Annotated in this window: 26 protein-coding genes; 15 read left to right on the top strand and 11 right to left on the bottom strand. The window is 74.0% G+C overall.

Annotated features, from left to right (window positions below; all coding sequences use genetic code 11):
* Positions 1–114: 114 nt before the first annotated feature.
* Entirely contained in the window at positions 115–705 is a 591-nt protein-coding gene (locus ACFWI8_RS28785) for a DedA family protein (RefSeq protein WP_311597239.1), read from the bottom strand.
* Positions 706–902: 197 nt separating this feature from the next.
* Here ACFWI8_RS28785 and ACFWI8_RS28780 point away from each other — a divergent pair, with 197 nt between their 5' ends.
* The 5 genes from ACFWI8_RS28780 (at position 903) to ACFWI8_RS28760 (ending at position 5,362) form a co-directional block, all read left to right on the top strand.
* Positions 903–2,024, top strand: coding sequence for a sensor histidine kinase (locus ACFWI8_RS28780; RefSeq protein ID WP_387097398.1), 1,122 nt, complete (start codon positions 903–905; stop codon positions 2,022–2,024).
* Positions 2,024–2,662 carry a response regulator transcription factor gene (locus ACFWI8_RS28775; protein ID WP_387097400.1) on the top strand — a complete coding sequence of 213 codons (639 nt, stop codon included), beginning with the start codon at positions 2,024–2,026 and terminating at the stop codon, positions 2,660–2,662. The genes ACFWI8_RS28780 and ACFWI8_RS28775 overlap by 1 nt, the downstream gene beginning before the upstream one ends.
* 143 nt (positions 2,663–2,805) lie before the next feature.
* Positions 2,806–3,249 carry a hypothetical protein gene (locus ACFWI8_RS28770; RefSeq protein WP_387097395.1) on the top strand — a complete coding sequence of 148 codons (444 nt, stop codon included), beginning with the start codon at positions 2,806–2,808 and terminating at the stop codon, positions 3,247–3,249.
* 14 nt (positions 3,250–3,263) lie between these two features.
* Complete coding sequence (locus ACFWI8_RS28765; protein ID WP_387097392.1) at positions 3,264–4,520, top strand: glycosyltransferase family 4 protein; 1,257 nt, start codon at positions 3,264–3,266, stop codon at positions 4,518–4,520.
* Positions 4,517–5,362, top strand: a complete 846-nt coding sequence (locus ACFWI8_RS28760; protein ID WP_387097389.1) for a hypothetical protein — start codon at positions 4,517–4,519, stop codon at positions 5,360–5,362. Before ACFWI8_RS28765 ends, ACFWI8_RS28760 begins: the two co-directional genes overlap by 4 nt.
* Here the strand turns inward: ACFWI8_RS28760 and ACFWI8_RS28755 are convergent.
* The 7 genes from ACFWI8_RS28755 to ACFWI8_RS28725 form a co-directional block, all read right to left on the bottom strand.
* On the bottom strand, positions 5,359–6,483 hold the full coding sequence (locus ACFWI8_RS28755) for a universal stress protein (RefSeq protein ID WP_387097387.1): 1,125 nt from the start codon (positions 6,481–6,483) through the stop codon (positions 5,359–5,361). The two genes, ACFWI8_RS28760 and ACFWI8_RS28755, sit on opposite strands and share 4 nt — an antisense overlap.
* A gap of 7 nt (positions 6,484–6,490) precedes the next feature.
* The gene (gene kdpC / locus ACFWI8_RS28750) at positions 6,491–7,084 is read right to left on the bottom strand and encodes a potassium-transporting ATPase subunit KdpC (RefSeq protein WP_387097384.1); all 594 of its coding nucleotides are present in this window, start codon (positions 7,082–7,084) and stop codon (positions 6,491–6,493) included.
* Between the two features lie 8 nt (positions 7,085–7,092).
* Complete coding sequence (gene kdpB, locus ACFWI8_RS28745; protein WP_387097381.1) at positions 7,093–9,141, bottom strand: potassium-transporting ATPase subunit KdpB; 2,049 nt, start codon at positions 9,139–9,141, stop codon at positions 7,093–7,095.
* Complete coding sequence (gene kdpA / locus ACFWI8_RS28740) at positions 9,138–10,799, bottom strand: potassium-transporting ATPase subunit KdpA (protein ID WP_387097378.1); 1,662 nt, start codon at positions 10,797–10,799, stop codon at positions 9,138–9,140. Before kdpA ends, kdpB begins: the two co-directional genes overlap by 4 nt.
* Entirely contained in the window at positions 10,796–10,888 is a 93-nt protein-coding gene (gene kdpF / locus ACFWI8_RS28735; RefSeq protein WP_387097376.1) for a K(+)-transporting ATPase subunit F, read from the bottom strand. Before kdpF ends, kdpA begins: the two co-directional genes overlap by 4 nt.
* A gap of 151 nt (positions 10,889–11,039) precedes the next feature.
* Entirely contained in the window at positions 11,040–11,621 is a 582-nt protein-coding gene (locus ACFWI8_RS28730; protein ID WP_387097373.1) for a TetR/AcrR family transcriptional regulator, read from the bottom strand.
* A 92-nt stretch (positions 11,622–11,713) separates the two neighbouring features.
* Positions 11,714–12,514 (bottom strand): alpha/beta fold hydrolase, encoded by an 801-nt coding sequence (locus ACFWI8_RS28725; RefSeq protein ID WP_387097370.1) that lies wholly within the window; start codon positions 12,512–12,514, stop codon positions 11,714–11,716.
* A gap of 107 nt (positions 12,515–12,621) precedes the next feature.
* Here ACFWI8_RS28725 and ACFWI8_RS28720 point away from each other — a divergent pair, with 107 nt between their 5' ends.
* From ACFWI8_RS28720 to ACFWI8_RS28685, 8 genes are all read left to right on the top strand, one after another.
* The gene (locus ACFWI8_RS28720) at positions 12,622–13,878 is read left to right on the top strand and encodes an alpha/beta fold hydrolase (RefSeq protein ID WP_387097367.1); all 1,257 of its coding nucleotides are present in this window, start codon (positions 12,622–12,624) and stop codon (positions 13,876–13,878) included.
* Positions 13,879–13,944: 66 nt separating this feature from the next.
* Positions 13,945–14,535: a winged helix-turn-helix domain-containing protein gene (locus ACFWI8_RS28715; protein ID WP_387097364.1), complete on the top strand. Its 591-nt coding sequence runs from the start codon at positions 13,945–13,947 to the stop codon at positions 14,533–14,535.
* Positions 14,536–14,548: 13 nt separating this feature from the next.
* Complete coding sequence (locus ACFWI8_RS28710; protein WP_387097362.1) at positions 14,549–14,737, top strand: hypothetical protein; 189 nt, start codon at positions 14,549–14,551, stop codon at positions 14,735–14,737.
* A gap of 113 nt (positions 14,738–14,850) precedes the next feature.
* Positions 14,851–15,549: a FadR/GntR family transcriptional regulator gene (locus ACFWI8_RS28705; RefSeq protein WP_387097359.1), complete on the top strand. Its 699-nt coding sequence runs from the start codon at positions 14,851–14,853 to the stop codon at positions 15,547–15,549.
* 41 nt (positions 15,550–15,590) lie between these two features.
* Positions 15,591–17,015, top strand: a complete 1,425-nt coding sequence (locus ACFWI8_RS28700) for a four-carbon acid sugar kinase family protein (RefSeq protein ID WP_387097356.1) — start codon at positions 15,591–15,593, stop codon at positions 17,013–17,015.
* The gene (locus ACFWI8_RS28695; protein ID WP_387097355.1) at positions 17,009–17,857 is read left to right on the top strand and encodes a ketose-bisphosphate aldolase; all 849 of its coding nucleotides are present in this window, start codon (positions 17,009–17,011) and stop codon (positions 17,855–17,857) included. The genes ACFWI8_RS28700 and ACFWI8_RS28695 overlap by 7 nt, the downstream gene beginning before the upstream one ends.
* Before the next feature lie 30 nt (positions 17,858–17,887).
* A complete protein-coding gene (locus tag ACFWI8_RS28690) occupies positions 17,888–18,799 on the top strand; it encodes an NAD(P)-dependent oxidoreductase (protein ID WP_387097352.1) in 912 nt (303 codons plus the stop codon).
* Positions 18,792–20,153: a gluconate:H+ symporter gene (locus ACFWI8_RS28685; RefSeq protein ID WP_387097349.1), complete on the top strand. Its 1,362-nt coding sequence runs from the start codon at positions 18,792–18,794 to the stop codon at positions 20,151–20,153. The genes ACFWI8_RS28690 and ACFWI8_RS28685 overlap by 8 nt, the downstream gene beginning before the upstream one ends.
* A gap of 12 nt (positions 20,154–20,165) precedes the next feature.
* Here ACFWI8_RS28685 and polX read toward each other — a convergent pair whose 3' ends face one another.
* On the bottom strand, positions 20,166–21,890 hold the full coding sequence (gene polX / locus ACFWI8_RS28680; protein WP_387097346.1) for a DNA polymerase/3'-5' exonuclease PolX: 1,725 nt from the start codon (positions 21,888–21,890) through the stop codon (positions 20,166–20,168).
* 154 nt (positions 21,891–22,044) lie between these two features.
* Between polX and ACFWI8_RS28675 the strand changes: the two genes are divergently transcribed.
* Positions 22,045–23,199: a site-2 protease family protein gene (locus ACFWI8_RS28675; RefSeq protein ID WP_387097343.1), complete on the top strand. Its 1,155-nt coding sequence runs from the start codon at positions 22,045–22,047 to the stop codon at positions 23,197–23,199.
* A gap of 125 nt (positions 23,200–23,324) precedes the next feature.
* On the opposite strand, the gene ACFWI8_RS28670 is transcribed toward ACFWI8_RS28675, so the two are convergent.
* Positions 23,325–24,338 (bottom strand): glycoside hydrolase family 5 protein, encoded by a 1,014-nt coding sequence (locus ACFWI8_RS28670; protein WP_387097340.1) that lies wholly within the window; start codon positions 24,336–24,338, stop codon positions 23,325–23,327.
* Positions 24,339–24,514: 176 nt separating this feature from the next.
* Positions 24,515–24,853 carry an ArsR/SmtB family transcription factor gene (locus ACFWI8_RS28665; RefSeq protein WP_387097337.1) on the bottom strand — a complete coding sequence of 113 codons (339 nt, stop codon included), beginning with the start codon at positions 24,851–24,853 and terminating at the stop codon, positions 24,515–24,517.
* A gap of 114 nt (positions 24,854–24,967) precedes the next feature.
* Between ACFWI8_RS28665 and ACFWI8_RS28660 the strand changes: the two genes are divergently transcribed.
* The gene (locus ACFWI8_RS28660; protein ID WP_387097335.1) at positions 24,968–26,023 is read left to right on the top strand and encodes a zinc-dependent alcohol dehydrogenase family protein; all 1,056 of its coding nucleotides are present in this window, start codon (positions 24,968–24,970) and stop codon (positions 26,021–26,023) included.
* The last annotated feature ends 15 nt before the right edge of the window (positions 26,024–26,038 follow it).

The following is a 26,038-nucleotide window of genomic DNA, read 5'->3' as shown; positions in this document are numbered from 1 at the left end:
TTTGATTCCGCAACGAACCTCACTCCCCCCCTACAGAACCACCCGCTCCCCGCCCGCCGCCGCCGGGGCCGGGCGGGTGCCGCCGCCCCACGCCCGATCCCGCGGCCACGCCCGTTACGCGCGGCGCTTGCCCGCTCCCGGGCGGGTGACGCGGAAGGCGATGAACGCCAGCAGGGCGATGGCGACGCCGACCAGCACCACCTTGGAGTACACGGATACCAGGTCGGTGACGCGCTCCCAGTCCTCGCCGAGGCGGTAGCCGGCCAGGACGAAGAGGGAGTTCCAGATCGCGCTGCCCAACGTGGTGAGCAGCAGGAACGTGGAGACCCGCATCTTCTCGACGCCGGCCGGTACGGAGATCAGGCTGCGGAAGATGGGGATCATCCGGCCGAAGAAGACGGCCTTGGCGCCGTGCTTGGCGAACCAGGCCTCCGTCTTCTCGATGTCCGAGACCTTGACCAGCGGCAGCTTGGCGGCGATGGCGATCAGCCGCTCGCGGCCGAGCAGCGCGCCGACCCAGTAGAGGGCCATCGCGCCGACGACCGAGCCGATGGTGGTCCACACCAGTGCGGCCCACAGGCTCATGTTCCCCTGGCTCGCGGTGAAGCCGGCCAGCGGCAGGATCACCTCGCTCGGCAGCGGGGGGAACAGGTTCTCCAGGGCGATGGCGGCGCCGGCGCCGGGGGCGCCGAGCGCCTCCATCATGTCCGTGGCCCAGCCGGCTATGCCGCCGAGCTCTTCGGACGACTCGGCCGAGGCGGCCAGTAACACGGGTGCGGTGGATTCGATCACGGTAAAGACCGTACAAAATCTGCCGGGCGGCCCGCGATGCGGGCCGCCCCAAAGCACGGGTGAGGAAAACCGCAGTACGCCGGGGTCGTGGCGCCGGTTAGCGTGACGGCATGAACGAGGCCCTGCGCCGCTGGCTGCGCGCGGTGGCCGGCCTGGCGGAGGGCGGCGCGACCGGGCTGGCCGTGCTCCCCCTGACACCGCTCGTCGCGGTGAGTCTGCTGCCGCCGCTGCCGGCGTGGCGCCGCCGCGTGGTGGCGGCCGCCGGGCGTCTCGCCGACCTCGAGCGGGCGCGGCTCGCCCGGTTCCTCGGCGAGCCGGCGCCGACCGGCGCGCCGGGGCCCGGCGCGTTCGGCTATGTCGCGGCGCGGCTCGGCCCCGCCGTGCTCGGGGTGCTGGTGCTGGCCGCGCTGCTGGCCGGCGTCGTCTACTCGTCGATGCTGCTGTGGCTGTGGTTCGTGGCGCCGGACGATCCCGTCACGGTTCTCTCCTCCGGGGTCGGCGGGGTGCTGCTGCTGTTCCTCGCGGTCCACGGGGTGCTGGCCGTCTCGGCGCTCGAGGTCCAGCTGGCGCGGCGGTTCTTCGGGCCCGGCACGCAGCAGGCGATGCAGCGGCGGATCGACGAGCTGGCGGCCAGCAGGGCCGGCGTGGTGGAGGCCGTGCACGACGAGCGGCGGCGGATCGAGCGCGATCTGCACGACGGGGTCCAGCAGCGTCTGGTGGCGCTCGGCATGCTGCTCGGCCGGGCCCGCCGCCATGGCGCCGACGCGGACCACGCCGACGAGTTGCTGGCGCAGGCCGTGGCCGAGACCCGGCTGGCGCTGGCGGAGCTGCGCGAGGTGGCCTGGCGGGTCTATCCGGCGGTGCTCGACGAGGCGGGGCTGCCGGCCGCGCTCGAGTCGGTCGCGGAGCGCGCCCCGCTGCCGGTCGTCCTGGCGTACGCGGTGCCCGAGCCGGCGCCGCGCGCCGTGGAGACGGTGGCGTACTTCGTGGTGTCGGAGGCGGTGACCAACGCGGTGAAGCACTCGGGCGCCGGGCGCGTGACGGTCCGTCTGGAGCGGGACGGTGACCGGCTGACGGTGACCGTCACGGACGACGGGAAGGGCGGCGCCGACCCGGGCGGCGGCGGCCTCACGGGGCTGGCCCGCCGGGTCGCCGCGCTGGACGGGGTGCTGGGGGTGGCCAGCCCGCCGGGCGGCCCGACGACGGTCAGGGCGGAGCTGCCGTGCGGGTGATGCTGGCGGACGACTCGACGCTGCTGCGCGAGGGCCTGGTGCGGCTGCTGACCGAGGAGGGCCACGAGGTGACCGCCTCCGTCGGGGACGCCGAGGCGCTGCTCGCCGCCGTGGACCTGGACCCGCCCGAGGTGGCCGTGGTCGACGTGCGGATGCCGCCGACCCACACCGACGAGGGGCTGCGGGCCGCGTTGGAGATCCGCCGGCGCCGTCCCGAGGTCGGGGTGCTCGTGCTGTCGCAGTACGTGGAACGGCGGTACGCCGCCGAGCTGTTGGGCGGCGGCCCGGAGGGCGGGGTCGGCTACCTGCTGAAGGACCGGGTGGTCGAGGTGGACGAGTTCCTCGACGCGCTCGCCAGGGTGGGCGCCGGGCGGACCGCCTTCGATCCCGAGGTGGTGCGCCGGCTGCTGGCCCGCAGCTCGCACGTGGACCCGCTGGCCCGGCTGACGCCGCGGGAGCGCGACGTGCTGCGGGAGATGGCCGAGGGCCACACCAACTCGGCCATCGCGGCGCGGCTCTTCGTCTCCCGCAGCGCCGTCGAGAAGCACATCAACGCGATCTTCGACAAGCTGGAGCTGCACGGCGGCGCCGGCTACAGCCGCCGGGTGCTGGCGGTGCTGCGCTATCTCGACTCCTGAACCGCCTGAACCGTTATCAGCGGTGTGCGCCGGTTTTGACCCCGTTCCGCCGGGTACGAGCAGGAGTTCAGAAACCCGGGCGCACCACCGAGGGCGACCCGGGCGACCTGACCGACGACGAAGTCCCGGAAAGGATGGCGCACATGGACGCTTGGGGCCTGCTGGCAGGCCTGATCGCCTACACCCTCTGTTCCCTGGTCGCCGCGCGCGCCGCCTTCGCCGTGCAGCGCTCCCGCCTGATCGCGCAGGAGCCCCTGTGGCACCACGGCCAGGACCCGGTGGAGAGCTTCGAGAGCCACGACAGGTCGAGCGCCGCCACGGGTGCTTTCCTCTTCGGAATCGCATGGCCACTGACCGTGCCGGGGTACTGTGTCTACCGCTGCGCCACCTTCGTGATCACCGCGCGTCCGCGGGAGACCGACCACGAGCGCGAGCGCCGCGCCCAGCAACTCCAGCGGCGGATCCACGAGCTCGAACGGTCGCTTGACATGCCATCGCTCGACGAACGGCCCCACGATCCGTCCGTGCGGAGGGCTGTCACGACTCACGTTCCATCCGATGGCGCGCAACCACGCGTCACCCCCTGAAGGTCTATGTCGGCATGAAGATTTCCTTCCTCCTCCATAACGGCTATGGAATCGGAGGAACCATCAAGACCACGTTCAACCTGGCCGAGGCGCTCGCCGAGCGGCACGACGTGGAGATCATCTCGGTGTTCCGGCACCGGAAGGTGCCGAACTTCCCGCTCGACGAGCGGGTGCGGATGCGGCACCTGGTCGACCTGCGCACGGAGAAGGAGCACCCCCGGCACGTGCGGCCGGCCCGGGTGTTCCCCGCCTCGGAGTACCGCTACCCGCAGTACAGCGAGTTGACGGACGAGCGGATCGAGGAGTGCCTGGCGTCGCTCACCTCGGACGTCGTCATCGGCACCCGCCCGGGGCTGAACGTGCACCTGGCGTTGCAGGGCCCCCGGTCCGCGGTGCGGATCGGGCAGGAGCACCTGACGCTGAAGACCCACCCGCCGGCGCTGCGCAACGAGTTGCGCCGGGCCTATCCGCGGCTCGACGGGATCACCACCGTCACCGAGGCGGACGCCGAGGCCTACCGGACCCGGATGCGGCTGCCCGGGGTGCGGCTGATGGCGCTGCCCAACAGCATCCCCGAGCCGTCGATCCCGCCGGCCGACGGCGACGCGAAGATCGTCGTGGCGGCGGGCCGGCTGGTGCGGTCCAAGCGGCACGAACTGCTGGTGCGCGCCTTCGCGCGGGTGGTCGCCGAGCGCCCCGACTGGCAGCTGCGGATCTACGGCAACGGCGACCAGGAGGAGCCGCTGCGCGAGCTCGTCAACGAGCTCGGGCTCTACAACAACGCCTTTCTGATGGGCAAGGCGACGCCGATGGACGGCGAGTGGGTCAAGGCCTCGATCGCGACCGTCACCTCCAGCTTCGAGCCGTTCGGGATGACGATCGTGGAGGCGATGCGCAGCGGCCTGCCGGTGGTCAGCACCGACTGCGAGTACGGGCCCGCCGAGATCATCAGGGACGGCGAGGACGGCCGTCTGGTGCCGGTGGGCGACGAGGAGGCGCTGGCCGGGGCGCTGCTCGACCTGATTCGCGACGACGCGTTGCGGCACCGGATGCGCGCGGCCGCGCTGGAGAACTCCCGGCGTTACGACCCGGTGCCGGTGGTGGCGCAGGCCGAGGCGCTGTTCGAGGAGCTGCTCGAACGGAAGCGTTCGCTGCGCGGCAGGCTGCGGTTCCGGGTGCCGGCTCCGGCACACGTGGCGCACACGGTGCGGGATCTGGCGATGGCGGCGGCCATCACCACGGTGCGAGGGCTGCGGAAGGTGCGGCGATGAGCGAGACGGTGACCGGGGTGCTGGAGGAGACCCCCCACGCGGACTGCCGGGCGACGGCCGACGGGGTGCTGACGCTGGACCTGGCGCTGCCCTCGCTGACGGCGCCGCCGAGCCTGGAGCTGCGGCTGCGGGCCAAGGAGGGCGAGCAGCCACGGCACGCGCTGCCGGTGGAGTCGGCCGGCGCGGACGGCCGGTGGCGGGCGGTGCTCGGCGCGGAGCCGGTGCTGGCCGAGGGCCGGTGGGACCTCTACCTGCGGGTGGCGGAGGACGGTGACTGGCGGCGGGTGGCGCCCGGGGTGCGGGACCTGCGCGCGCTGCTGGCGCGTGAGCCGGCCGCCGTCGAGGGCCCGTTGGCGGTGCGGGTGCCGTACCGCACCAAGGACGGCTGGTTCGCGGTCCGTGCCTGGCTGCGGCCGGCGCTGGCCGAGGCGGGCCCGATCACGGTGTCGCCCGAGGGCTCGATGACGGTGCGAGCCCGGCTGCTCGGCGCGAAGCCGGGGCGCGGCGCGGCGGCGGTGGTGAAGCTGCGCGGCGGCGGCAAGCGGGGTCCTGCGCGGGAGGCGGAGCTGGTCGACGAGGGCGCCGGGGTGTTCTCGTTCACCGTGCCGTACGCGGAGTTGGTGGCGGAGGAGTCGGCGGAGGCGTCCGCGGTCTGGGACGTGTCGGTCCGGCCCGCGACCAGGGCGGCCCGGGTGCGGGTGGCGCGGCTGCTGGACGACGTCGCCGACAAGAAGGCCGTGTTCGTCTACCCCGCGACGCGGGTGGGTGAGGCCACCGTCCAGCCGTACTACACGGTCGACAACGACCTCGCCGTCCGCGTGGACCGCCAGGACCGGGCCTAGCCGGAGGACCGCCGCCCGCGCCGGAGCAGCCGGCCGTGGGCGGCCTCCTCGTGGGTGACGACGTAGCAGTCGAAGTCCTCGCCCGAGCCCTGGACGATGGCCGTGGCGATGCTGCGGTGGAACAGCGCGCCGAGCCGGCCGCGGCGGGTGGCGCCGATGACGATCTGCGACGCGTTGTGCTCGCGGGCGAAGTCCAGCACGGCGGCGGCCGGGTCCTCCGCGGTCACCTCGTGGTAGCTGCCGCCGGCGCGCTCCACCAGGGCGCGCTGACGGTCGAGCAGTTCCGGCGCGGCGCCGGCGAGTCCGTCGGCGCGGACGACGTGCACGGCGAGCAGTTCGCCGCCGGCGCCGCGCGCGACGATCCGTTCGGCGCGGCGGACCAGGGTGTCGCCCTCCGGCCCGCCGGACAGCGCGACCACCACCCGCTCCCTGGCGGCCCAGGGGCGGTGGATGTGCGCCTCGGTGCGGTAGCGCTGGAGCGCCTCGTCGACCCGGTCGGCGGCCCACAGCAGGGCGAGTTCGCGGAGCGCGGTGAGGTTGCCGACGCGGAAGTAGTGGTTGAGGGCGTCGTCGACCTTCTCCGGGGCGTACACGAAGCCGTCGCTCATCCGGCGGCGCAGCGCGTCGGCCGACATGTCGACGACCTCGATCTGGTCGGCGGCGCGCACCACCGCGTCCGGCACGGTCTCGCGCTGCCTGACCTCGGTGATCCGCTCGACCACCTCGTTGAGCGACTCCAGGTGCTGGATGTTGACGGTGGTGAGGACGTCGATGCCGGCGGCGCGCAGCTCCTCGATGTCCTGCCAGCGTTTGACGTTGCGTGAGCCCGGCACGTTGGTATGGGCGATCTCGTCCACCAGGGCCAGGTCGGGGCGGCGGCGGAGCACGGCGTCCAGGTCCATCTCGGTGAACGGCGCGCCCCGGTGGACGAGAGTGTGGCGGGGCACGGTCTCCAGGCCCTCGGCCATCAGCCGGGTCATGCGGCGGCCGTAGTCCTCCATGAAGCCGATGACGACGTCCACGCCGCGGCGGCGCTGGCGGCGGCCCTCGGCGAGCATGGCGTAGGTCTTGCCGACGCCGGGGGCGGCGCCGAGGTAGACGCGCAGGGTGCCGTGGGCCATCGGCCGGTCACTCCCTTCCGTCGAGCCCGGCGAGGGCCAGGTTGAGTTCGAGGACGTTGACGCGTTCGGCGCCGAGGAAGCCGAGTACCCGGCCGCCGGTGTGGTCGGCGACGAGCTGGCGGACCCTCCCGGGGTCGAGGCCCCTGGCGTCGGCGACCCGGTCGGCCTGGAGGCGCGCGTAGTCGGGCGAGATGTGCGGGTCGAGGCCGCTGCCCGAGGCGGTGAGCGCGTCGGCCGGGACCCGGTCCGGCGGCACGTCCTCGGTCCTGGCGACGGCGGCCCGGCGGCGGCCGACCTCCGCCGCCAGCGTCGGGTTGTCGGGGCCGAGGTTGCTGGCGCCGGAGGCGAGCGGGTCGTAGCCGTCGGGTCCCGCGGCGGACGGGCGGGGGTGGAACCAGTCGCGTCCGGTGAAGCGCTGGCCGATGAGGGTGGAGCCGACGGCGCGCCCCTGGTGGTGGGCGAGGGAGCCGTCCGCCCGATGGTGGAAGGCGAGTTGGGCGACGCCCCAGACGGCGAGCGGGTAGAGGGCGCCGAGCAGCACGGTGAGGAGCAGCAGCAGCCGCAGTCCGGCGGCGGCCTGTCTGAGCAGCTGTCGGGTCATGGCGGCGGTCACCGGATCCCGGGCAGCAGGTGCACGACGAGGTCGATCAGCTTGATGCCGACGAAGGGGGTGACGAGTCCCCCGAGGCCGTAGACGGCGAGGTTGCGGCGGAGCATGGCGGCGGCGCTGGTGGGCCGGTAGCGGACGCCGCGCAGGGCGACGGGCACCAGGGCGACGATGACCAGCGCGTTGAACACGACGGCGGAGAGGATCGCGGACTGGGCGCTGGCCAGGCCCATCACGTTGAGCCGGTCGAGCTGCGGGTGCACGCCGGTGAACATGGCGGGGATGATCGCGAAGTACTTGGCGACGTCGTTGGCGATCGAGAAGGTGGTCAACGCGCCCCGGGTGATGAGCAGTTGTTTGCCGATGGCGACGATCTCGATGAGCTTGGTGGGGTTGGAGTCGAGATCGACCATGTTGCCGGCCTCCTTGGCGGCCATGGTGCCGGCGTTCATGGCGACGCCCACGTCGGCCTGGGCGAGCGCGGGGGCGTCGTTGGTGCCGTCGCCGGTCATGGCGACGAGGCGGCCCTCGGCCTGTTCGCGGCGGATCAGCTCCATCTTGTCCTCGGGCGTGGCCTCGGCGAGGTGGCGGTCGACGCCGGCCTCGCGGGCGATGGCGGCGGCGGTGGCCGGGTTGTCGCCGGTGATCATCACGGTGGAGATGCCCATCCGGTGGAGTTCGGCGAAGCGTTCCCTGATGCCGGCCTTGACGATGTCCCGCAGCCGGATCACGCCGAGCACCCGGGCGGGCTCGCCGGGGGTGCGCTCGGCGACCAGCAGCGGGGTGCCGCCCTCGCCCGCGATGGCCTCGACCAGCGGCCCGATGGTGTCCGCCGGCCGGCCGCCCTCGGCGCGCACCCACTTCATGACGGCCGTCGAGGCGCCCTTGCGGATCCGGCGGCCGTCGCGCAGGTCGACGCCCGACATGCGGGTGTGCGCGGTGAACGGCACGAAGGTGACGTCGGTGACCCGCCCCTCCTCGCGGCCGCGCAGCCCGTAACGGTTCTTGGCCAGCACCACGATGGAGCGGCCCTCGGGGGTCTCGTCGGCGAGGCTGGAGAGCTGGGCGGCCTCGGCGAGCGCGTGCTCGTCGACGCCGGTGACCGGGATGAACTCGGTGGCCTGCCGGTTTCCGAGGGTGATGGTGCCGGTCTTGTCGAGCAGCAGCGTGTTGACGTCGCCGGCCGCCTCGACCGCGCGCCCGGAGACGGCGATGACGTTGCGCCGCACGAGGCGGTCCATGCCGGCGATGCCGATGGCGGAGAGCAGCGCGCCGATGGTGGTGGGGATGAGGCAGACCAGCAGCGCGGTGAGCACGGTGAGGGTCTGCTGGCGGCCCGCGTACGCGGCCAGCGGCTGGAGGGTGGCGACGGCGAGCAGGAAGACCAGGGTGAGGCTGGCCAGCAGGATGTTGAGGGCGATCTCGTTGGGCGTCTTCTGCCGGCTCGCGCCCTCGACCAGCGTGATCATCCGGTCGAGGAATCCCTCGCCTGGCCTGGTCGTGACGCGGACGGTGATCCGGTCGGAGAGCACCCTGGTGCCGCCGGTGACGGAGCTGCGGTCGCCGCCCGACTCGCGGATGACGGGCGCGGACTCGCCGGTCATGGTGGACTCGTCGACGGACGCGACGCCCTCGACCACCTCGCCGTCGCCGGGGATCAGCTCCCCGGCCTCGACCACCACGAGGTCGCCGACGGCCAGTCGGGGGCCCGGCACCCGCTCCTCGCCGCCGTCCGGGCGCAGCCGGCGGGCGACGGTCTCCTTCTTGGTGCGGCGCAGCGCCTCGGCCTGGGCCCGGCCCCGGCCCTCGGCGACGGCCTCGGCGAGGTTGGCGAAGAGCACCGTGACCCACAGCCAGGCGGCGATGGCGAAGCCGAAGAAGCTGGGGTCGACGATCGCGGCGACGGTGGTGACGAGTGAGCCGATCCAGACGACGAAGACGACGGGCGCGCGGACGGTGTGGCGCGGGTCGAGCTTGCGGGCCGCGTCGGGCAGGGCGGCGGCGAGCTGGCGCGGGGTGAACTCGCCCCGCCGGCGCGGGTGGTGGGTCACCTGAGCCCCTCCGCGAGCGGTCCGAGGGCGAGCGCGGGGAAGAAGGTGAGGCCGGTGACGATGACGGCGACGCCGGTGAGCAGCCCGGCGAAGACGGGCCGGTGGGTGGGCAGGGTGCCGCTGGAGACGGGCACCCGCTGCTGGGCGGCGAGCGAGCCGGCGAGGGCCAGGACCAGGACCATGGGCAGGAAGCGGCCGAAGAGCATGGCGAGTCCGAGGGCGGTGTTGTAGAAGGTGGTGCCGCCGGCCAGCCCGGCGAAGGCGCTGCCGTTGTTGTTGGCGGCGGAGGCGAAGGCGTACAGGGCCTCGGACAGGCCGTGCGGCCCGGGGTTCAGCAGGGCGTCGCGCGGTCCCGGGAGGGCGAGGGCCAGGCCGAGGCCGAGGAGCACGGCGAACGGCATGGCCAGCACGTAGAGGGCGACGAGGGTGATCTCGCGCTGGCGGATCTTGCGGCCCAGGTACTCGGGGGTGCGGCCGACCATCAGGCCGGCGATGAACACGGCCAGCACGGCGAGCACCACGAGCCCGTAGAGCCCGGAGCCGACGCCACCCGGCGAGATCTCGCCGAGCAGCATGTTGACGAGCAGCACGCCGCCGCCGAGCGGGGTGAAGCTGTCGTAGGACGCGTCGGCCGCGCCGCCCGAGGTGGCGGTGGCGGAGTGCCCGAAGAGCGCCGAGTTCCAGACGCCGAACCGCTGTTCCTTGCCCTCCAGGGCGGCACCGACCTCGCGGGGGACCGTGCCGTGGTGAGTGGTCTCGAAGACGGTGGTGAGGGTGAGTCCGGCGACCCACAGGGTGGTCGCCACGGCGAGCAGCGCCCAGCCGTGCCGGGTGGAGCCGACCATCCTGCCGAAGGTGCGGGGCAGGGCGCTGGGGATCAGCAGCATCAGGAAGATCTGGAGCAGGTTGGTGAGCGCGGTGGGGTTCTCGTACGGGTGGGCCGAGTTGGCGTTGAAGTAGCCGCCGCCGTTGGTGCCGAGCAGCTTGATGGCCTCCTGGGAGGCGACGGGCCCGCGCACGATGGTCTGGCTGCCGCCGTCCAGGGTGGTGAGGGTGTGGGCGCCGGCGAAGTCCTGGACCACGCCGCCGGCCGCGAGCAGCAGCGCGGCGACGAGGGACAGCGGCAGCAGGACGCGGACGACGGAGCGGACCAGGTCCACCCAGAAGTTGCCGAGTTCCTCGGTGCGTTCGCGGGTGAAGCCGCGGATCAGGGCGACGGCGACGGCGAGTCCGGTGGCGGCGGAGAGGAAGTTCTGCACGGCCAGGCCGGCGAGCCCAGCGAGCTGGCCCATGGTGGCCTCGCCCGCGTACCACTGCCAGTCGGTGTTGGTGACGAAGGAGACGGCGGTGTTGAACGCGCCGGAGGGCGGCAGCCCGCCGTGGCCGAGGGAGAGCGGCAGCACGCGCTGCAGCCGCAGCAGCGCGTAGAGGAACAGCACGGAGACGGCGGCGAAGCCGAGCAGCGAGAGGGCGTAGACCGTCCAGCGCTGCTGGGCGGCGGGGTCGACGCGGACCAGCCGGTAGACGAGGCGTTCCACGGCGAGGTGGCGCTCGGAGCGGTAGACCCGGGCGAGGTGGTCGCCGAGCGGGACGTGCACGGCGGCGAGCGCCAGCACCAGGACGCCGATGGCGAGCAGCCCGGCGAGCGTGTCGCTCACGAGAACCACTCGGGGAAGAGCAGGGCCAGTACCAGGTAGCCGGCGAGCGCGACGGCGACCACGAGGCCGACGATGTTCTCGGCGCTCACCTGCGCGCCACCCCCTTGACGGCCGCCGCCAGCAGGGCGAAGGAGACGACGGTCAGGGCGATGTAGGCCAGGTCGGGCATGGGGACCAGCATGTTGCGCGGTCCACGCGGCGCCCGGCGACCACACGCGGGGATCCACCCGAACGGCGGATCTACCGCGGCCTGGTCCAGTCGTCGGCGAGCCGGCAGAGGGTGTCGAGCGCGGCGGTGACGCGCCGGGTCTCGCCGGTGGTGAGCAGGTCGGCCTGGAGGCCGGCGTAGGCGTTGTTGAGCAGGGTGGCCCTGACCAGCGCCTCACCCGGGTCGAGGCCGCGCAGTTCGAGCGCCCGGGCGACGAAGCGGGCGCGGCCCGCGACGAAGGCGGGCGGGGAGCCAGTGAGCCGGCCGGCGGCCGCGAGCCCCTCGATCTCGTGGACGAGCCGGGTCCTCGGCAGTTCCTCCTCGCTCAGGTGCCGGTCCCAGGCGTCGCGGACGATCGCGCCGATGCCCACGGCCGGGTCGGCCCAGCCAGGCGTTGCGGCCAGCGCCTCGTGCTGCCGTTCGTCGAGCCGGTCGAGGACGGCGCGCAGCAGGGCGTCCTTGTCCTCGAAGTGGTGGGTGAGCACCCGGGTGGAGCGGCCGAGGGCGGCGGCGAGGGTGCGCAGCGAGAACGTGGCGAGGCCGGTCTCGGCGAGCCGGTCGATGACGTCGTCGACGAGGCGCGCTCGCCGCGCGGGGTCGGCGGTCCGTGCCATGCGGCACAGCCTAGGTGTCACGGTGTTCACGACGGAACGCCAGGGCGGTGGAGCCGTCCGGCGCCGTGCTCCCGCGTGGCGCTCGCGCACGCTTACGGGTGCGGGCCGGGTTCGCCGTTCCCCAGGAAGGCCAGGATCGCGCCCGCGACACCGCCCGGGTCCTCGTCGTGCACCCAGTGGCCGCGCCCGGGGAAGGTCACGAGCCGGGTGTCGGGCCGGCGCGCCGCCATCTCCCGCGCCAGCGCGGACGGCAGCACGGTGGATTCCCCGCCGTGCAGCAGCAGCGCGGGGCAGGTGGAGCCGAGCCAGTCGGGCCACCAGTCGCCGAGCAGCGCGCGCTGGGAGCGCAGCAGCGTCTCGGGGTCGAACGACAGGCCCCAGCCGTCGGGGTGTTCGGCCGCGCTCTCCAGGAAGTAGTCGGCGACCTGGCCGACCCGCTCGGTCAGCAGCGCGCGCAGCTCGGCGAGGCCGGCGGCGCGCCGTGGCCAGTCGCGGGTGTCGAGGACGGGCGGCTCGTTGCGGGCCGGTCCTTCGATGACGACGAGTCGGCTGACGAGGTCGGGGTGGTGGGCGGCGAGCCGGTAGGCGACGTTGCCGCCCATGGAGTGGCCGAGCACGGGCGGCGGCCCGGCGCGGAGGTGGTCGGTGAGGAATGCGGCGGCGTCGGCGAGGTACGCGTCGGGACGCACGTCGGCGACGGGCGTGGCGCTGCCGTGGGCGCGCTGTTCGAGGGCGATCACGCGGTGCGCCGGCGCGAGGCGGGCGGCGAGCGCGGCGAGGCCGCGGGCGCGGCCGAAGTGCCCGTGCAGCGCGAGCAGCGGGGCGCCCGGGCCGCCGAAGTCCACGTACGAGAGGTCGGTGCCGCGGACGGTGACGGGATGCGCGGTGGCCATGAGGCATAAGGGTAACAGTCGTTACCCTTACGCCTTGGGCGGCCGGATGCCGGACGCGTCCGAACGCGGTTCCATGGAGGAGGGCGCCGACCGGGAGGAGGCACCGGATGCTGTACGACGACCGGATCGCGGCGGGGCGCCGGCTGGCGCGCGATCTCGCGGGGCTGCGGAAGCGGGACGTGGTGGTCCTCGGGCTCCCCAGGGGCGGGGTGCCGGTGGCCGCCGAGGCGGCCCAGGCGCTGGGCGCGCCGCTCGACGTCGCCGTGGTGCGCAAGCTGGGCGTGCCGTTCCAGCCCGAGCTGGCCATGGGCGCCATCGGCGAGGACGGCGCCCGGGTGCTCAACGAGGACGTGGTGCGCACCGTGCGTGTCTCGGACGCCGAACTGTCCGAGGTGGAGGCCGCCGAGCGGGTCGAACTCGACCGGCGGGCCCGGGAGTACCGGGGCGGCGGCGGGCGCGTCTCGTTGGCCGGCCGCACCGCCGTCATCGTGGACGACGGCATCGCCACGGGCGCGACCGCCCGCGCCGCCTGCCGCTCGGCGCGGGCCCGCGGCGCGGCGCGGGTGGTGCTCGCGGTCCCGGTCGCGCCACGCGACTGGCGCGAACGGATCGGTGACGACGCGGACGAGTTCGTCTGCCCGGAGACGCCGGCCGAGTTCGTCGCCGTCGGTCAGTTCTACGAGGCGTTCGAGCAGACGAGCGACGCCGAGGTGATCGCCTGCCTGCGCGGCGGCGACCGCCGCGAGGTGACCATCGACGCGGGCGAGGGCGTCCGGCTGCCCGGCGAGCTGACGCTCCCCGAGGGGGCGCGGGGCGTGGTCGTCTTCGCGCACGGCAGCGGCAGCGGCCGGCTCAGCCCACGCAACCGCTTCGTCGCCGAAGCGCTCAGCGGCGCGGGCCTCGGCACCCTGCTGTTCGACCTGCTGACGCCGCGTGAGGAGCCCGACCGAGCCAACGTCTTCGACATCGGCCTGCTGGCGGCCAGGCTGCGCCGTGCCACCGAGGCCGTGCCGGACGACCTGGCGGTCGGCTACTTCGGCGCGAGCACCGGCGCGGCCGCCGCGCTCTGGGCGGCCGCCGAACCCGACTCCCGCGCCACGGCCGTCGTCTCCCGGGGCGGCCGCCCCGACCTGGCCGACGCCCGTCTCTCCGCCGTCACCGCCCCCACCCTCCTGATCGTCGGCGGCTCCGACCCGCAGGTGCTCGAACTCAACCGCTCGGCGCGCGAGTCGCTGCGCGGCGAGAGCCGGCTGGCGGTGGTGCCCGGCGCCACCCACCTCTTCGAGGAGCCCGGCGCGCTCTCCGAGGTGGCCGAGCTGGCCCGCGACTGGTTCCTCGACCACCTGCCGCCACGCGGCCGCTAGGCCGGGCCGCCGCGAGATGCGAAAGGAATATTGCGCAACTTTCCCTTCGGGTTGTACGGTCGTCGCATGACGGCCAAGGAGACCCGCCACCTCACCGATCTCGGCGCCCTCAAGGCGTTCGGGCATCCGCTCCGGCTGCGCCTGTACCGGGCGTTGTGCGTGGCCGACGCCGCCACCGCCTCCCAGCTCGCGGAGGAGGTGGACGAGACGGTGTCGCTGGTCAGCTACCACCTCAGGAGGCTCGCGGCGCACGGCCTGATCGAGGAGACCGAGAGCCCGCGCGGGGACGCGCGCGAGCGCTGGTGGCGGCGGGTCTCCGAGCACGTCAGCGTCCACGACGACGCCGTCGACGACGCACCCGAGGCCGCGGCGGCCCATGCCGCGCTGATGCGCACCATGTTCCGCCAACAGGTCGAGATGCGTGAGCGCTATCTGGACGAGCGGGCCGCCTGGGGCCCCGAGTGGCGCCAGGCCGACTTCGACAGGGAGTCGCTGCCTCGCCTCACGCCCGCCGAACTACGCGAGCTCGCCGAGGAGTTGCGGGAGCTGACCAACCGCTGGGAGGACCGCGCGCGGGCCGCCATGGCGGCCGGCGACACCGAGGGCCGGGAGAGCGTGGCCATCCATCTCTACGGCTTCCCGTTCCGTGGCGCGTGAGAGGCGGGGACCCGTGCACCCGGACGCCCACCTGGCCATCCACCGGCTCGGCGCGCACCAGCCGCGCCCACCCCACCACCCGGTTCGCCGGCCCCGCGCGGTGCGCGCCACCGTGCGGGCGCGCGTCGGCTGGGCACTGGTCGAGGCCGGGCTCCGACTGGTGAGCGTCCGGGGATCGGTCGCCGAGGACATCTCGCGGTAACGCTCCCGAAGGACCCTTGACACCTCGCCCGCCGAGTGCGACCGTTTCGACAGTTCAGATCAGACATCTGATGTCTGATGTGTCGTCGTCGCGCCCAACGGAGGGCTTTCGCCATGTCCATTCCGGACGATCTCGCCGAGCAGCTGCTCAACGCCATCATCGACGGCACGTACCCGCCGGGCTCGACGTTGCCGCCCGAGGCGGAGCTGGCCGAGGCGTCCGCCGTCAGCCGGCTGACCGTGCGGGAGGCGGTCAAGCACCTGCGCGCGCAGAACGTGGTGCGGGTCGTCCGCGGCCGTGGCACGTACGTGAACCCGCCGGACCGGTGGACCGCGCTGGCTCCCGTGGTCAAGGCGGCCTCGCGCGGCACCGGCGGCGGCCTGTCCGAGGCGCTGATCGAGGCCAGGCGGCTGATCGAGAACGGCGCGGCCGAGCTGGCCGCCCACCGCCGCACCGAGGACGACCTGGCCGAGCTGCGCGAGCACCTGGCCACCATGCGGGCCGCCGCCGAGACCGGCGACACCGAGCAGTTCGTGCAGGCCGACATCGACTTCCACGACGTCGTGCTGCGCGCCTCGGGCAACCTCTTCGTCCCGCTGCTCTTCGAGCCCTTCGGCGCGCTGCTGGCCCAGGGCCGCCGCGAGACCTCCGCCGTCCCGCGGATCAGGGCCAACGCCATCGACCACCACGAGGCCGTGCTCGACGCGCTCGCCACCGGCGACCCCGAACTCGCCCGCCGGGCCATGAACGCCCACATGAACCAGACCGCCGACGACCTGCGCACCCACGTGCTCAAGCCCGCACAGCCCTGACGCCCCTCCGCCCCCCGCCCCTCCGACAGGAACGACGCACCATGCCCCACCCGACCCCCGAGGCGGACGTCCTCGGCGGCCTGCCGCCGGTCCGCGCCATAGCCGCGGCCCGGGTCGCCGACCGCATCGCCGGCGGCCCCCGCCTGGTCGTGCTCGACGACGACCCCACCGGCACCCAGACCGTCGCCGACGTGCCCGTCCTCACCTCCTGGGCCGTGGACGACCTCCGCTGGGCGCTGCGCCAGCCGGGCACCGCCTTCTTCGTCCTCACCAACACCCGCAGCCTCGCCCCCGCCGACGCCGCCGAGCGCAACCGCCAGGTGGTCAGGGCGCTGCGCGCCGCCGCCGAGGCGGAGGGCGGCGTCCGCTACGTGCTGGCCAGCCGCGGCGACTCCACGCTGCGCGGCCACTTCCCGCTGGAGACCGACGTGCTGGCCGAGGAGCTCGGCGGCGTCGACGGCACGGTCCTCGTCCCCGCGTACGTCGAGGCCGGCCGGCTCACGATCCGCGGCACGCACTGGATGCGGGTGGACGGCGGCCTGCTGCCGGTCGGCGAGAGCGAGTTCGCCAGGGACGCCACCTTCGGCTACCGCGCCTCCGCGCTCCCCGACTGGGTCGAGGAGAAGAGCGCGGGGCGCGTCCGTGCCTCCGAGGTGCTCACCATCACCCTCGACGACCTGCGCACCGGCGGCCCCGCGCACACCGCCGGGCTGCTCCGCACCCTGCGCGACGGCGCCACCGCCGTCGTGGACGCCGAACGCGACGACGACCTGCGGACCCTGGCCCTGGCGCTCGCCGCGGCCGAGGAGGCCGGATCCCGGCTCCTCTACCGGGTCGGCCCCTCGTTCGTCAGGGCACGCGCCGGACAGGCCGGCCGGCCCCCGCTCACCCCGGCGGCGCTGCCCAGGCCGGCCGGCGCCGCGCCGCACGGGCTGATCGCCGTCGGCTCGCACGTCTCGCTCACCACGCGGCAGTTGGCGCGGCTTCGGGAGCGCGGCGGGATCGCCGAGTTCGAGCTGGCGGTCGACACGCTGCTCGACCCCGAGCGCCGCGACGCGCACGTGGCCGCCGTCGCCGGCGCCGCCACCGCCGCGCTGGCCCACGCCGACGCCGTCATCCACACCAGCCGCACCCTGGTCACCGACGCCGACGCCGACGCCAGCCTCGACATCGCGCGCCGCGTCTCGGCGGCCCTCGTCGACACGGTCCGCCAGGTCAACGCGGCCCGCCGGCCCGCCTTCGTGGTGGCCAAGGGCGGCATCACCTCCAGCGACATCGCCACCGAGGGCCTCGGCATCGACCGCGCCTGGGCCCGCGGCACGCTGCTCCCCGGCATCGTCTCGCTCTGGGAGCCCGTCGCGGGCCCGGCCGCCAACACCCCCTACGTCGTCTTCGCCGGCAACGTCGGCGACGACGACGCCCTCGCCGACGCCGTCGACCTGCTCAGGAACGCGAAGACATGCTGATATCCGGAACCGACGCCCTGCGGCGGGCCGCCGCCGAGGGCCACGCCCTGCCCGGCTTCGTCGCCTACAACCTGGAGACCGTCCAGGGCATCACGGCCGCCGCCGAGGCCGCCGGCCGCCCGGTGCTGATCCAGGCCGGCTCCAGCCCCTTCAAGCACGCCGGGCGTGACGCCCTGATACGGCTCGCCCTGGACGCCGCCGCCGCGTCCGACGCCCCGCTCGGCGTCCACCTCGACCACAGCCGCGACCTGGACGAGATCACCGCCTGCCTGAGCGCCGGTTACACCTCGGTGATGGTCGACGGCTCACACCTGCCGTTCGCGGAGAACGTCGCCCTCACCCGCGAGGCCACCCGCCGCGCCCACGACCACGGCGCCTGGATCGAGGCCGAACTGGGCGCCATCGCCGGCGACGAGGACGTCTCGACCGACGCCGACGCGCGCGGCGCCGCCATGACCGACCCCCGGCAGGCCGCCGAGTTCACCGCCGCCACCGGCGTCGACGCGCTGGCCGTCGCCGTCGGCAACGTACACGGCTTCACCCGCGACCCCGTCCGCCTCGACCTCGACCGGCTCGCCGCCATCCACCGCGCCGTGCCCGTGCCGCTGGTGCTGCACGGCGCGAGCGGCCTGCCGGAGGCCGAACTGCGCGGCGCCCTCGCCCGCGGCGTCGCCAAGGTCAACGTCAACGCCGAACTGCGCCGCGCCTACCTCACCGCGGTCCGCGACCGGCTGCCGGACGCACTGCCCGACTCCGACGCCGTCGCCGTCTGGGCCGCCGGCCGCGACGCCGTCCGGGACGCCGCCCTGCGCGTCATCCACCAGCTCTCCCCCGCCTCCTGAACCACCACCCACACCTTCCGGAAGACCGTCATGCCCACTGCCACCCCCCGCGTCGCCGTGCTCGGCCTGGGCGCCATGGGACTGCCCATGGCCCGCAGGATCGCCACCCGACTCCCCGTCACCGTCTACGACGTCGCCGCCGACCGCCGCGCCCTGCTGGCCGCCGAAGGCGCCCGCGACGCGGCCTCCCCCGCCGACGCCGCCCACGACGCCGACCTCGTGCTGCTCGCGGTCCGCGACCGCGCCCAGCTGGACGCCGCGCTGTTCGGCACGGACGGCGCGGCCGGCGCGCTGCGCCCCGGCGCGACCGTGATCCTCACCAGCACCATCGGCCCGGACGCCGCCCGCGAGACCGCGGACCGGCTCGCCGAGCTCGGCGCGCACACCGTGGACGCGCCCGTCAGCGGCGGCCCGGTGCGCGCCAGCGAGGGCGACCTGCTGATCGTCGTCGGCGGCCACCCGGCGGCGCTCGACACCGCCCGACCGGTTCTCGACCTGCTGGCCTCCACCCTCACCGTGGTCGGCCCGCGCCCCGGCGACGGGCAGGCGCTCAAGGCCATCAACCAGCTCCTGGCCGGCGTGCACATCGCTGCCGCCGCCGAGGCCGTCGCGCTCGCCCGCGGTCTCGGACTCGACCCGGCCACCGTCGTGGAGAGCCTGCGGCACGGCGCCGCCGGCTCCTTCATGTTCGCCGACCGGGGCCCGCGCATGGTCGAGACCTACGCCGAGGGCCCGGACCCCGAGGTGAAGTCGCGCCTCGACATCTTCGTCAAGGACATGGGGATCGTCACCGACGTCGCCAAGTCGGCCCACGTGCCGGTGCCGTTGGCGGCGGCCGCCGAGCAGCTCTACCTGCTGGGCGAGCGCGCCGGCCTCGGTGCCCGCGACGACTCCTCGGTCGTGACGGTGCTCTCCCCGAGAGGGGCCACGGGCGATGAGTGACACCGGCCTGCTGCTGACGGCCGCCGGCGGCGTCGCGGCCCTGCTCCTGCTGATCATCAAGGGCCGCGTCCAGCCCTTCGTCGCCCTGGTCGTGGTCAGCGTCGCCGTCGCCCTCGCCGCGGGCGTGCCGGCCGACGAGCTCGTCTCCACGGTCGAGGAGGGCATGGGCTCCACCCTCGGCCACATCGCCACCATCATCGCGCTCGGCGCGATGATCGGCCGGCTGATCGAACTCTCCGGCGGCGCCCACGCGTTCGCCCGCTCCCTGATCGACCGGTTCGGCGCGAGACGGACCCCGCTGGCCCTCACCTCGGCCGGCTTCATCCTGGGCATCCCGGTCTTCGTCGAGGTCGGCATGATCATCCTGATGCCGATCGCCTACGGCGTCGCCCGCACCTCGCGCAGGCCGCTGCTGGTCTACGCGCTCCCGATGTGCGCCGCGCTGCTCACCGTGCACGCCTTCCTGCCGCCCCACCCAGGCGCGGTCGCGGTCGCCGAGACCATCGGCGCGGACCAGGGCCTGGTGCTGCTGATGGGCCTGCCCATCACGGCGATCGTCGTCGCCGTCGGCTACCTGATATCCCGACGGATCACCCGCCGCGAGTACCCGATGGACCCCGCGCTGCGGGCCTCCGTCTACGACGCCGAGGAGACGGCGACCGACGGCACGGACGGCGAACGCCCGCCCTCCTTCGGCATGGTGCTGACGCTGGTCGTCACGCCCATCGCGCTGATCCTGCTGGGCACCCTGGCCGAGAACTTCCTCGCCGAGGGCTCCTACCCGCGCGCCGTCCTCACGGTGCTCGGCGCGCCGCTGGTCGCCCTGCTGGTCGACGTCGCCCTGTGCGGCTACTTCCTCGGCATCCGGCGCGGCTGGGACCGCGCCAGGGTCGGCGAGGTGATGGCCTCGGCGGTGCCGGGCGTGGCGATGGTGATCCTGATCGCGGGCGCCGGCGGCATGTTCGGCAAGGTCCTGGTCGCCAGCGGCATCGGCGACGCCGTCGCCGACCTCCTGGACAAGACGGGCCTGCCGGCGCTGGCGCTCGGCTTCCTCATGACCATGGCCCTGCGGGCCGCCCAGGGCTCCACGACGGTGGCCCTCATCACCACGGCGGGCATCCTGACGCCGCTGCTGGAAAGGGGTGACCTGTCCACGGCCCAACTCTCCCTCGTCGCCCTGGCGATGGGCGCCGGCGGACTCGCCGTCTCGCACATCAACGACGCCGGCTACTGGATGTTCACCCGCCTCACCGGCCTCGACGTCTCCGCCGGCCTACGGACCTGGACGGTCCTCACCACCCTGATGGGCGCGACGGGCTTCGCCCTGACGGCGGCGGTCTGGCCCCTGCTGTAGCGATGCCGCCCCTCACGGCCGCAGAAAGCGACGCAGCTTCGTCAACGGCCACGTGTTGATGACCTCGGCCGGCGTCAGCCAGCCCCGCTGGGCCGTCGCCACCCCGAACCGCACGTTGGCCAGCTCCGAGACCGCGTGCGCGTCGCTGTCGATCGCGAAGCGGACGCCGTGTCGCCGCGCCAGCAGCACGTGTTCGTCGCGCAGGTCGAGCCGTTCCGGGTGGCCGTTGACCTCCAGCGCCGTTCCGGTGCGCGCGCAGGCCGCGAAGACCGCGTCGAGGTCGACGTCGATGCCGGCCCTGCGGCCCAGTTTCCGTGTCGTCGGGTGGCCGATGACGTTGACGTGCGGGTTCTCGATGGCCCTGATGAGGCGGCGGGTCTGGGCGGCGCGGTCGAGGCCGAAGTGGGAGTGGACGGAGGCGACGCACAGGTCGAAGCCGGCGAGGAAGTCGGCGGGCCAGTCCACCTCGCCCTCCGGGTCGATGTTGAGCTCGGTGCCGTGCAGCAGCCGCAGCCGGCGCCCGTACCGGTCGGCGAGGGCCCGCACCCGGTCCCGTTGGGCGAGCATCTTCTCGCTGGTCATCCGCTGCATCTTCAGCTCGGGCGCGTGGTCGGTGACGGCGTAGTAGGCGTAGCCCCGCCGCGCCGCCGCCTCCACCATCTCCTCCAGCGACGCCAGGCCGTCCGTCAGGTCGGTGTGCGTGTGCAGGTCGCCGCGGAGGTCGTCCTCGCCGACCAGCGTGGGGAGTTCGCCGCGCTGGGCGGCGGCCACCTCGCCGCGGTCCTCGCGCAGGGTCGGCGGGATCCACGGCAGGTCGAGGTGGGCGTAGACCTCCTCCTCGGTGCGGGCCGGCAGCGGCTTCTCCCGCTCGGCGTCGAAGACGCCGTACTCGGAGAGCTTCAGGCCCTTGCGCTGCGCGATCTCGCGGGTGCGGATGTTGTGCTGCTGGGCGCCGGTGAAGTACTGGAGGCCGGCTCCCCACGAGTCGGGCGGCAGCACCCGCAGGTCGATCTGGAGGCCCTTGGCGGTGCGCACCGACGTCTTCTTCAGCCCGTGCACGACGACCTCGGCGGCGGTCGGCAGCTCGGTGAAGGCCGTCATCACGGCCTCGGCGTCCTCGTCGGGGGCGGCGACCAGCACGTCGACGTCGCCGATGGTCTCCTTCATCCGCCGCACCGAGCCGGCGTAGGCGCACCGCTCGCAGCCGGTGGCGGCGACGAGTCCGGCGACGGTCTCCTCCGCGATCCGCAGCGCCTCGCCCAGCAGGATCCGGCCGCCGGAGGCCCGCATGAGTTCGACGCCGTGCAGGATGTTGTCGGCGGCCTTGGGGCCGAAGCCCTTGAGCCCGGTGAGCCGGTCCTCGTGGACGGCGGCCACCAGTTCGTCGACGGAGGCCACCTTCAGCTCGCGGTAGAGGGTCATGGCCCGCTTGGGGCCGAGGGTCGGGATGGACATCAGCTCCCGGACGCCGGGCGGCACCGTGGACCTGGTCTCCTCGATCGCGGCCACGTGCCCCGTGCTCAGGTATTCGGCGATCTTGTCCGCGATGGACTTGCCGACGCCCGGGATGCCCTTGAGCGCCTTGGCGTCGAGCCCCGACACGTCCTGCGGGAAGCCGCCGACGGCGCGTGCCGCGCGCTCGTAAGCGCGCTGCTTGAACGCGTCCCCGCCGGTGATCGCGATGAGGTCGGCGTACTCCTGGAGCAGCGCCTCGACCTCCTCGTTCGGCCGAGCCATGGGTTCAGTCTAGGAAGCGGGGCGCGCCCCGGCACGGCGAGCGGTCGCGGCCACGGCGCGGGGCGGCGCGCCGCGGCACGAGGAATGGCCCGGCCGGTCGCGGGTACTCGGCGCCGGTCAGTGGCACAGGGGGCCGAGGGTGAGGTGGTGACCCGTGCGCGCGACCTTCGTTCTGGGGCGGATCGCCGGCATCAGGATCGGGGTCAACTGGAGCGTCCTGGTCATCTTCGCGCTGATCGCCGCCGTGCTGGCCGCCGGCCGGCTGCCGGCCGACTACCCGGGGCGCGGCTGGGTGATCTACACCCTGGTCGGCATCGGGACCTCCGTCGTCTTCTTCGCCTCGCTGCTGGCGCACGAGTTGGCGCACGCCATCCTGGCCAGGCGCAACGGCGTCGAGGTCGACGACATCACGCTGTGGCTGCTCGGCGGGGTGACCCGGATGCGGTCCGAGGCACCGACGCCGGGCGCCGAGTGGCGGATCGCGGGCGTCGGCCCGTTGGTCAGTCTGCTGCTCGGCGGCGTCTTCGTGCTGCTGACGTGGCTGTTGCACGCCACCGGGGCGTCCGGGCCGCTGGTGGAGGGCGCGGCCTGGCTGGCCACCATCAACATCCTGCTGGCGGTCTTCAACGTCATCCCGGCCGCGCCGCTGGACGGCGGCCGGCTGCTGCGCTCGTTCCTGTGGTGGCGCACCGGCGACCGGCTGCGGGCGACCAACGGCGCGGCGCGCGCCGGACAGGTGTTCGGCTGGCTGCTGGTGGGTTTCGGGCTCTGGGCCTTCCTGTGGAGCGCGTCGTTCTCGGCGCTGTGGCTGGCGCTCGTCGGCTGGTTCCTGGTGCTCGCGGCGACGGAGGAGGCCAGGCAGGCCAGGCTGCGGGAGCTGCTGTCCGGGGTGGCGGTCCGGGACACGATGACGCGGGATCCGGTCACGGTGCCGTCCCGGGAGACGGTCGGCGAGTTCCTGTCCGGGGAGGCGCTGGCCGGCCGGCACGCGGCGTTCCCGGTGACCAGGGACGACAGCGGCGAGGACGGCCACGCGGTGGGGCTGCTGACGATGGACAGGGCGGAGCGGGTGGAGCAGGACGAGCAGGGCAGGACCACGGTCGGCGACATCATGCTGCCGCTGGACGAGACCCAGGTGAGCCGGCCGGACGAGCCGCTGTCCGAAGCGCTGACCAGGATGACGCCGGGCCCCGAGCACCGGCTGCTGGTGCTCGACGACGACGGCCACCCGGTGGGCATCGTCTCGCCGGCGGACGTCGACCGCACGGTGCGGCGGGTCGCGGCCGACCACGGTGGCGGCCGGGGGTGAGGTGGGTCAGCCGGCGGCGCGACGCTGGTCGGCCAGCCAGCGGTCCGCCCCGGCCGGATCGCCGAGGCCGGGGCGTCACTGGCGCTGGTCGAGCGCCCGCGCGCGGCGCACGCCGCGCACGGCGCTCAGTAGATGTCCGCCTCGCGGGAGGTGGCGGCGATGCCGTTGGCCCCGTTGAAGAGCCGCTGGCCCCAGGAGGTCAGCTGCGAGGCGTTGAAGCCGGTCACCAGGTCCAGGTACTCGACCCCGCCGCTGTTCCCCGACCACGACCAGCCGAGGTAGCCGATCCGCAGCTGCTGCGCGGTCGCCATGATGGTGTCCTCGTCCGGGTTGCCGTCCGAGTGGTTGTGTCCGAACTCGCCGACAACGATGGGGAGTCGGGCGTTGACGAACGCGTTGAGGTAGTCGCGCACCTCGGCCGCCGTGTCGTAGACCCCGTACATGTGGACCGAGAAGAGCGTGTTGCGGTCCGGGTCGGAGTTGAAGACGGCCTGCGCGTTGGACCGCATGGTCCCCGACCAGTCCTGGCCCCAGTTGGGCGCGTCCACCATCAGCGTGTGGTCGAAGCCGGCGTTACGCAGCCTGCTGATCGCGTTCCGCGTGTCGGCTGTCCACCCCGCGGCGTTGTTGTTGCCGTAGGGCTCGTTGCCGATGTTGATGACGACGTAGTTCTCCTGGCCGGCCAGCGCGCTCTGCACGCTGATCCAGTAGTCGGCGGCGCGGCTGAGCGAGACGGCGCCCGACTGCTCGCCGTAGCCGGTGGTGTCGTGCGCCTCCAGCACGCAGATCAGCCGGTTGGCCTTGCAGAGGTTGACGACGTTGGTCACGTCGGCGGCGTCGTTGCGCGTCCAGCGGTCGCCGGTGGAGAGCACCACCCGGACCGTGTTGGCACCGAGCCGCTTGATGTCGGCGAAGGAGTTGGTCTGCGAACGGAACCAGGTGTGGGCGTGGTTGACGCCCCGCATCACGAAGTCGTTGCCCGTCGACTCGACCAGCCGGCCGTTGCTGATCCGGAGGCCGACGGCGGCCGTGTCGACCGGCTCGGCCTGGGCGGCGCCCGGACCGCCGAGACCGATGAGACCGATGAGGGCCGCGAACGCGGCCACCACCAGAGCGCCTGAGCGCGTGCGTGCTTTCATGGCCTGCTCCTCGAGGAGATCCGTCCCGTGGGACTCCAGTGTTTGGGAGCGCTCCCAAAGCCCATCAGGCCAGCCTGTCCGAGCCATGTCAACCCACGCGACCCATCGAGCCCCGGACGAACCTCAGCACCAACGCGCGGCGGGGGCGCCGACGGGCGCCGCCCACCCCTCGCCGCTCACGCCCGGCCCCGGCCGCCCACCAGGGCGGGCAGCAGGCCGGGGAACGCCGCCTCGAACTCCTCGCGGCGCAGCGCGTTCATCCGGGACGTGCCGACGTAGTACTGACGGATCAGCCCCGCTTCGCGCAGCACGTGGAAGTGGTGGGTGGCGGTGGACCTGCTGACCGGCACGTCGAAACCGCCGCAGCTGATGTCCCGGTCCGAGGCGTAAAGATCGGCGACGATCCCCCGGCGCACCGGGTCGACCAGCGCCTCGAGCACCTGCTGCAGGCCGATCGCCCCGACCTCCGGATGGGGCGGGACCCGCTCCCGCCCGTCGCGCCGCGTTCTCACCACGCCGCCATGGTACGACGTTCATCAAAGTTTGACAGCCATCGTACTTATGGGCTTGGCTGAGGCGAGGACACGGTGAGCCGGCGACACGGCGACGTTCGAGAGGGATGAGGCGCGATGACCGCGACGGCGAGGACGGTACGGTTCCACGAGCTCGGCGGTCCCGAGGTGCTGCGCGTCGAGGACGTGCCGGTCGGCGACCCGGGCCCGGACGAGCTGGCGATCCGCGTCGACGCGATCGGCCTCAACCGGGCCGAGGCCCTGTTCCGCGCGGGCCACTACATCGAGGACGTCAGGGAGTTCCCGGCCCGGCTCGGCTACGAGGCGGCGGGCGTGGTCGAGGCGGTCGGCGCGGGCGTGACCGGCTTCGAGGTGGGCCAACCCGTCAGCGTGGTCCCGGCGTTCTCGCTCAACGACTACGGCGTCTACGCCGAGCGCGCCCTCGTCCCGGCGGCGGCCGTGCTGCCGCGCGCGGCGGGGATCGACGCGATCCAGGGCGCCGCCGTGTGGATGCCGTACGTCACGGCGTACGGCGCGCTGGTCGAGGTCGGCGGGATGCGGGCCGGCGACACGGTGCTGCTGACGGCCGCCGCCAGCAGCGTGGGCCTCGCCGCGATCCAGCTCGCCCTGCGCGTCGGGGCGGTGCCGATCGCCACCACCCGCTCCCCGGCCAAGCGGGCCGCCCTGCTGGAAGCCGGCGCCGCCGAGGTGATCGTCACCGGCGAGGAGGACGTCGTCGAGCGGGTCACCGAGTTGACCGAGGGCCGGGGCGCCGAGTTCGTCTTCGACGCGGTGGCCGGCCCTGGCGTGGTGGACCTGGCCCGGGTGGTGGCCCCCGGCGGCACGCTCTTCCTCTACGGGGCGCTCAGCGGCCAGCCGACGCCCTACCCGGGCTTCCAACTCGGCATGCCGGCGCTGAACATCCGCACCTACACGCTCCACGAGACCACGAGGGACGCCGAACGCCTGCGCCGCGCCGAGGCGTTCGTCACCTCGGGGCTGCGGACCGGGGCGTTCCGCCCCGTGGTGGACCGCGTCTTCCACGGCCTGGACCAGATCGTCGAGGCACACCGCTACCTGGAGGCGAGCGCCCAGGTCGGCAAGATCGTCCTCACCGTCGACCACGACGGGCCCGGCGAAAACCCGTTGGCGGACCGCGGCGGCCGCTGCTAGCTTGCTGGCGGCCGT

This window comes from Streptomyces sp. NPDC127098 (assembly GCF_042722465.1).
GTDB lineage: Bacteria > Actinomycetota > Actinomycetes > Streptomycetales > Streptomycetaceae > Streptomyces > Streptomyces millisiae.
This window is presented reverse-complemented; position numbering and strand designations above follow the sequence as displayed.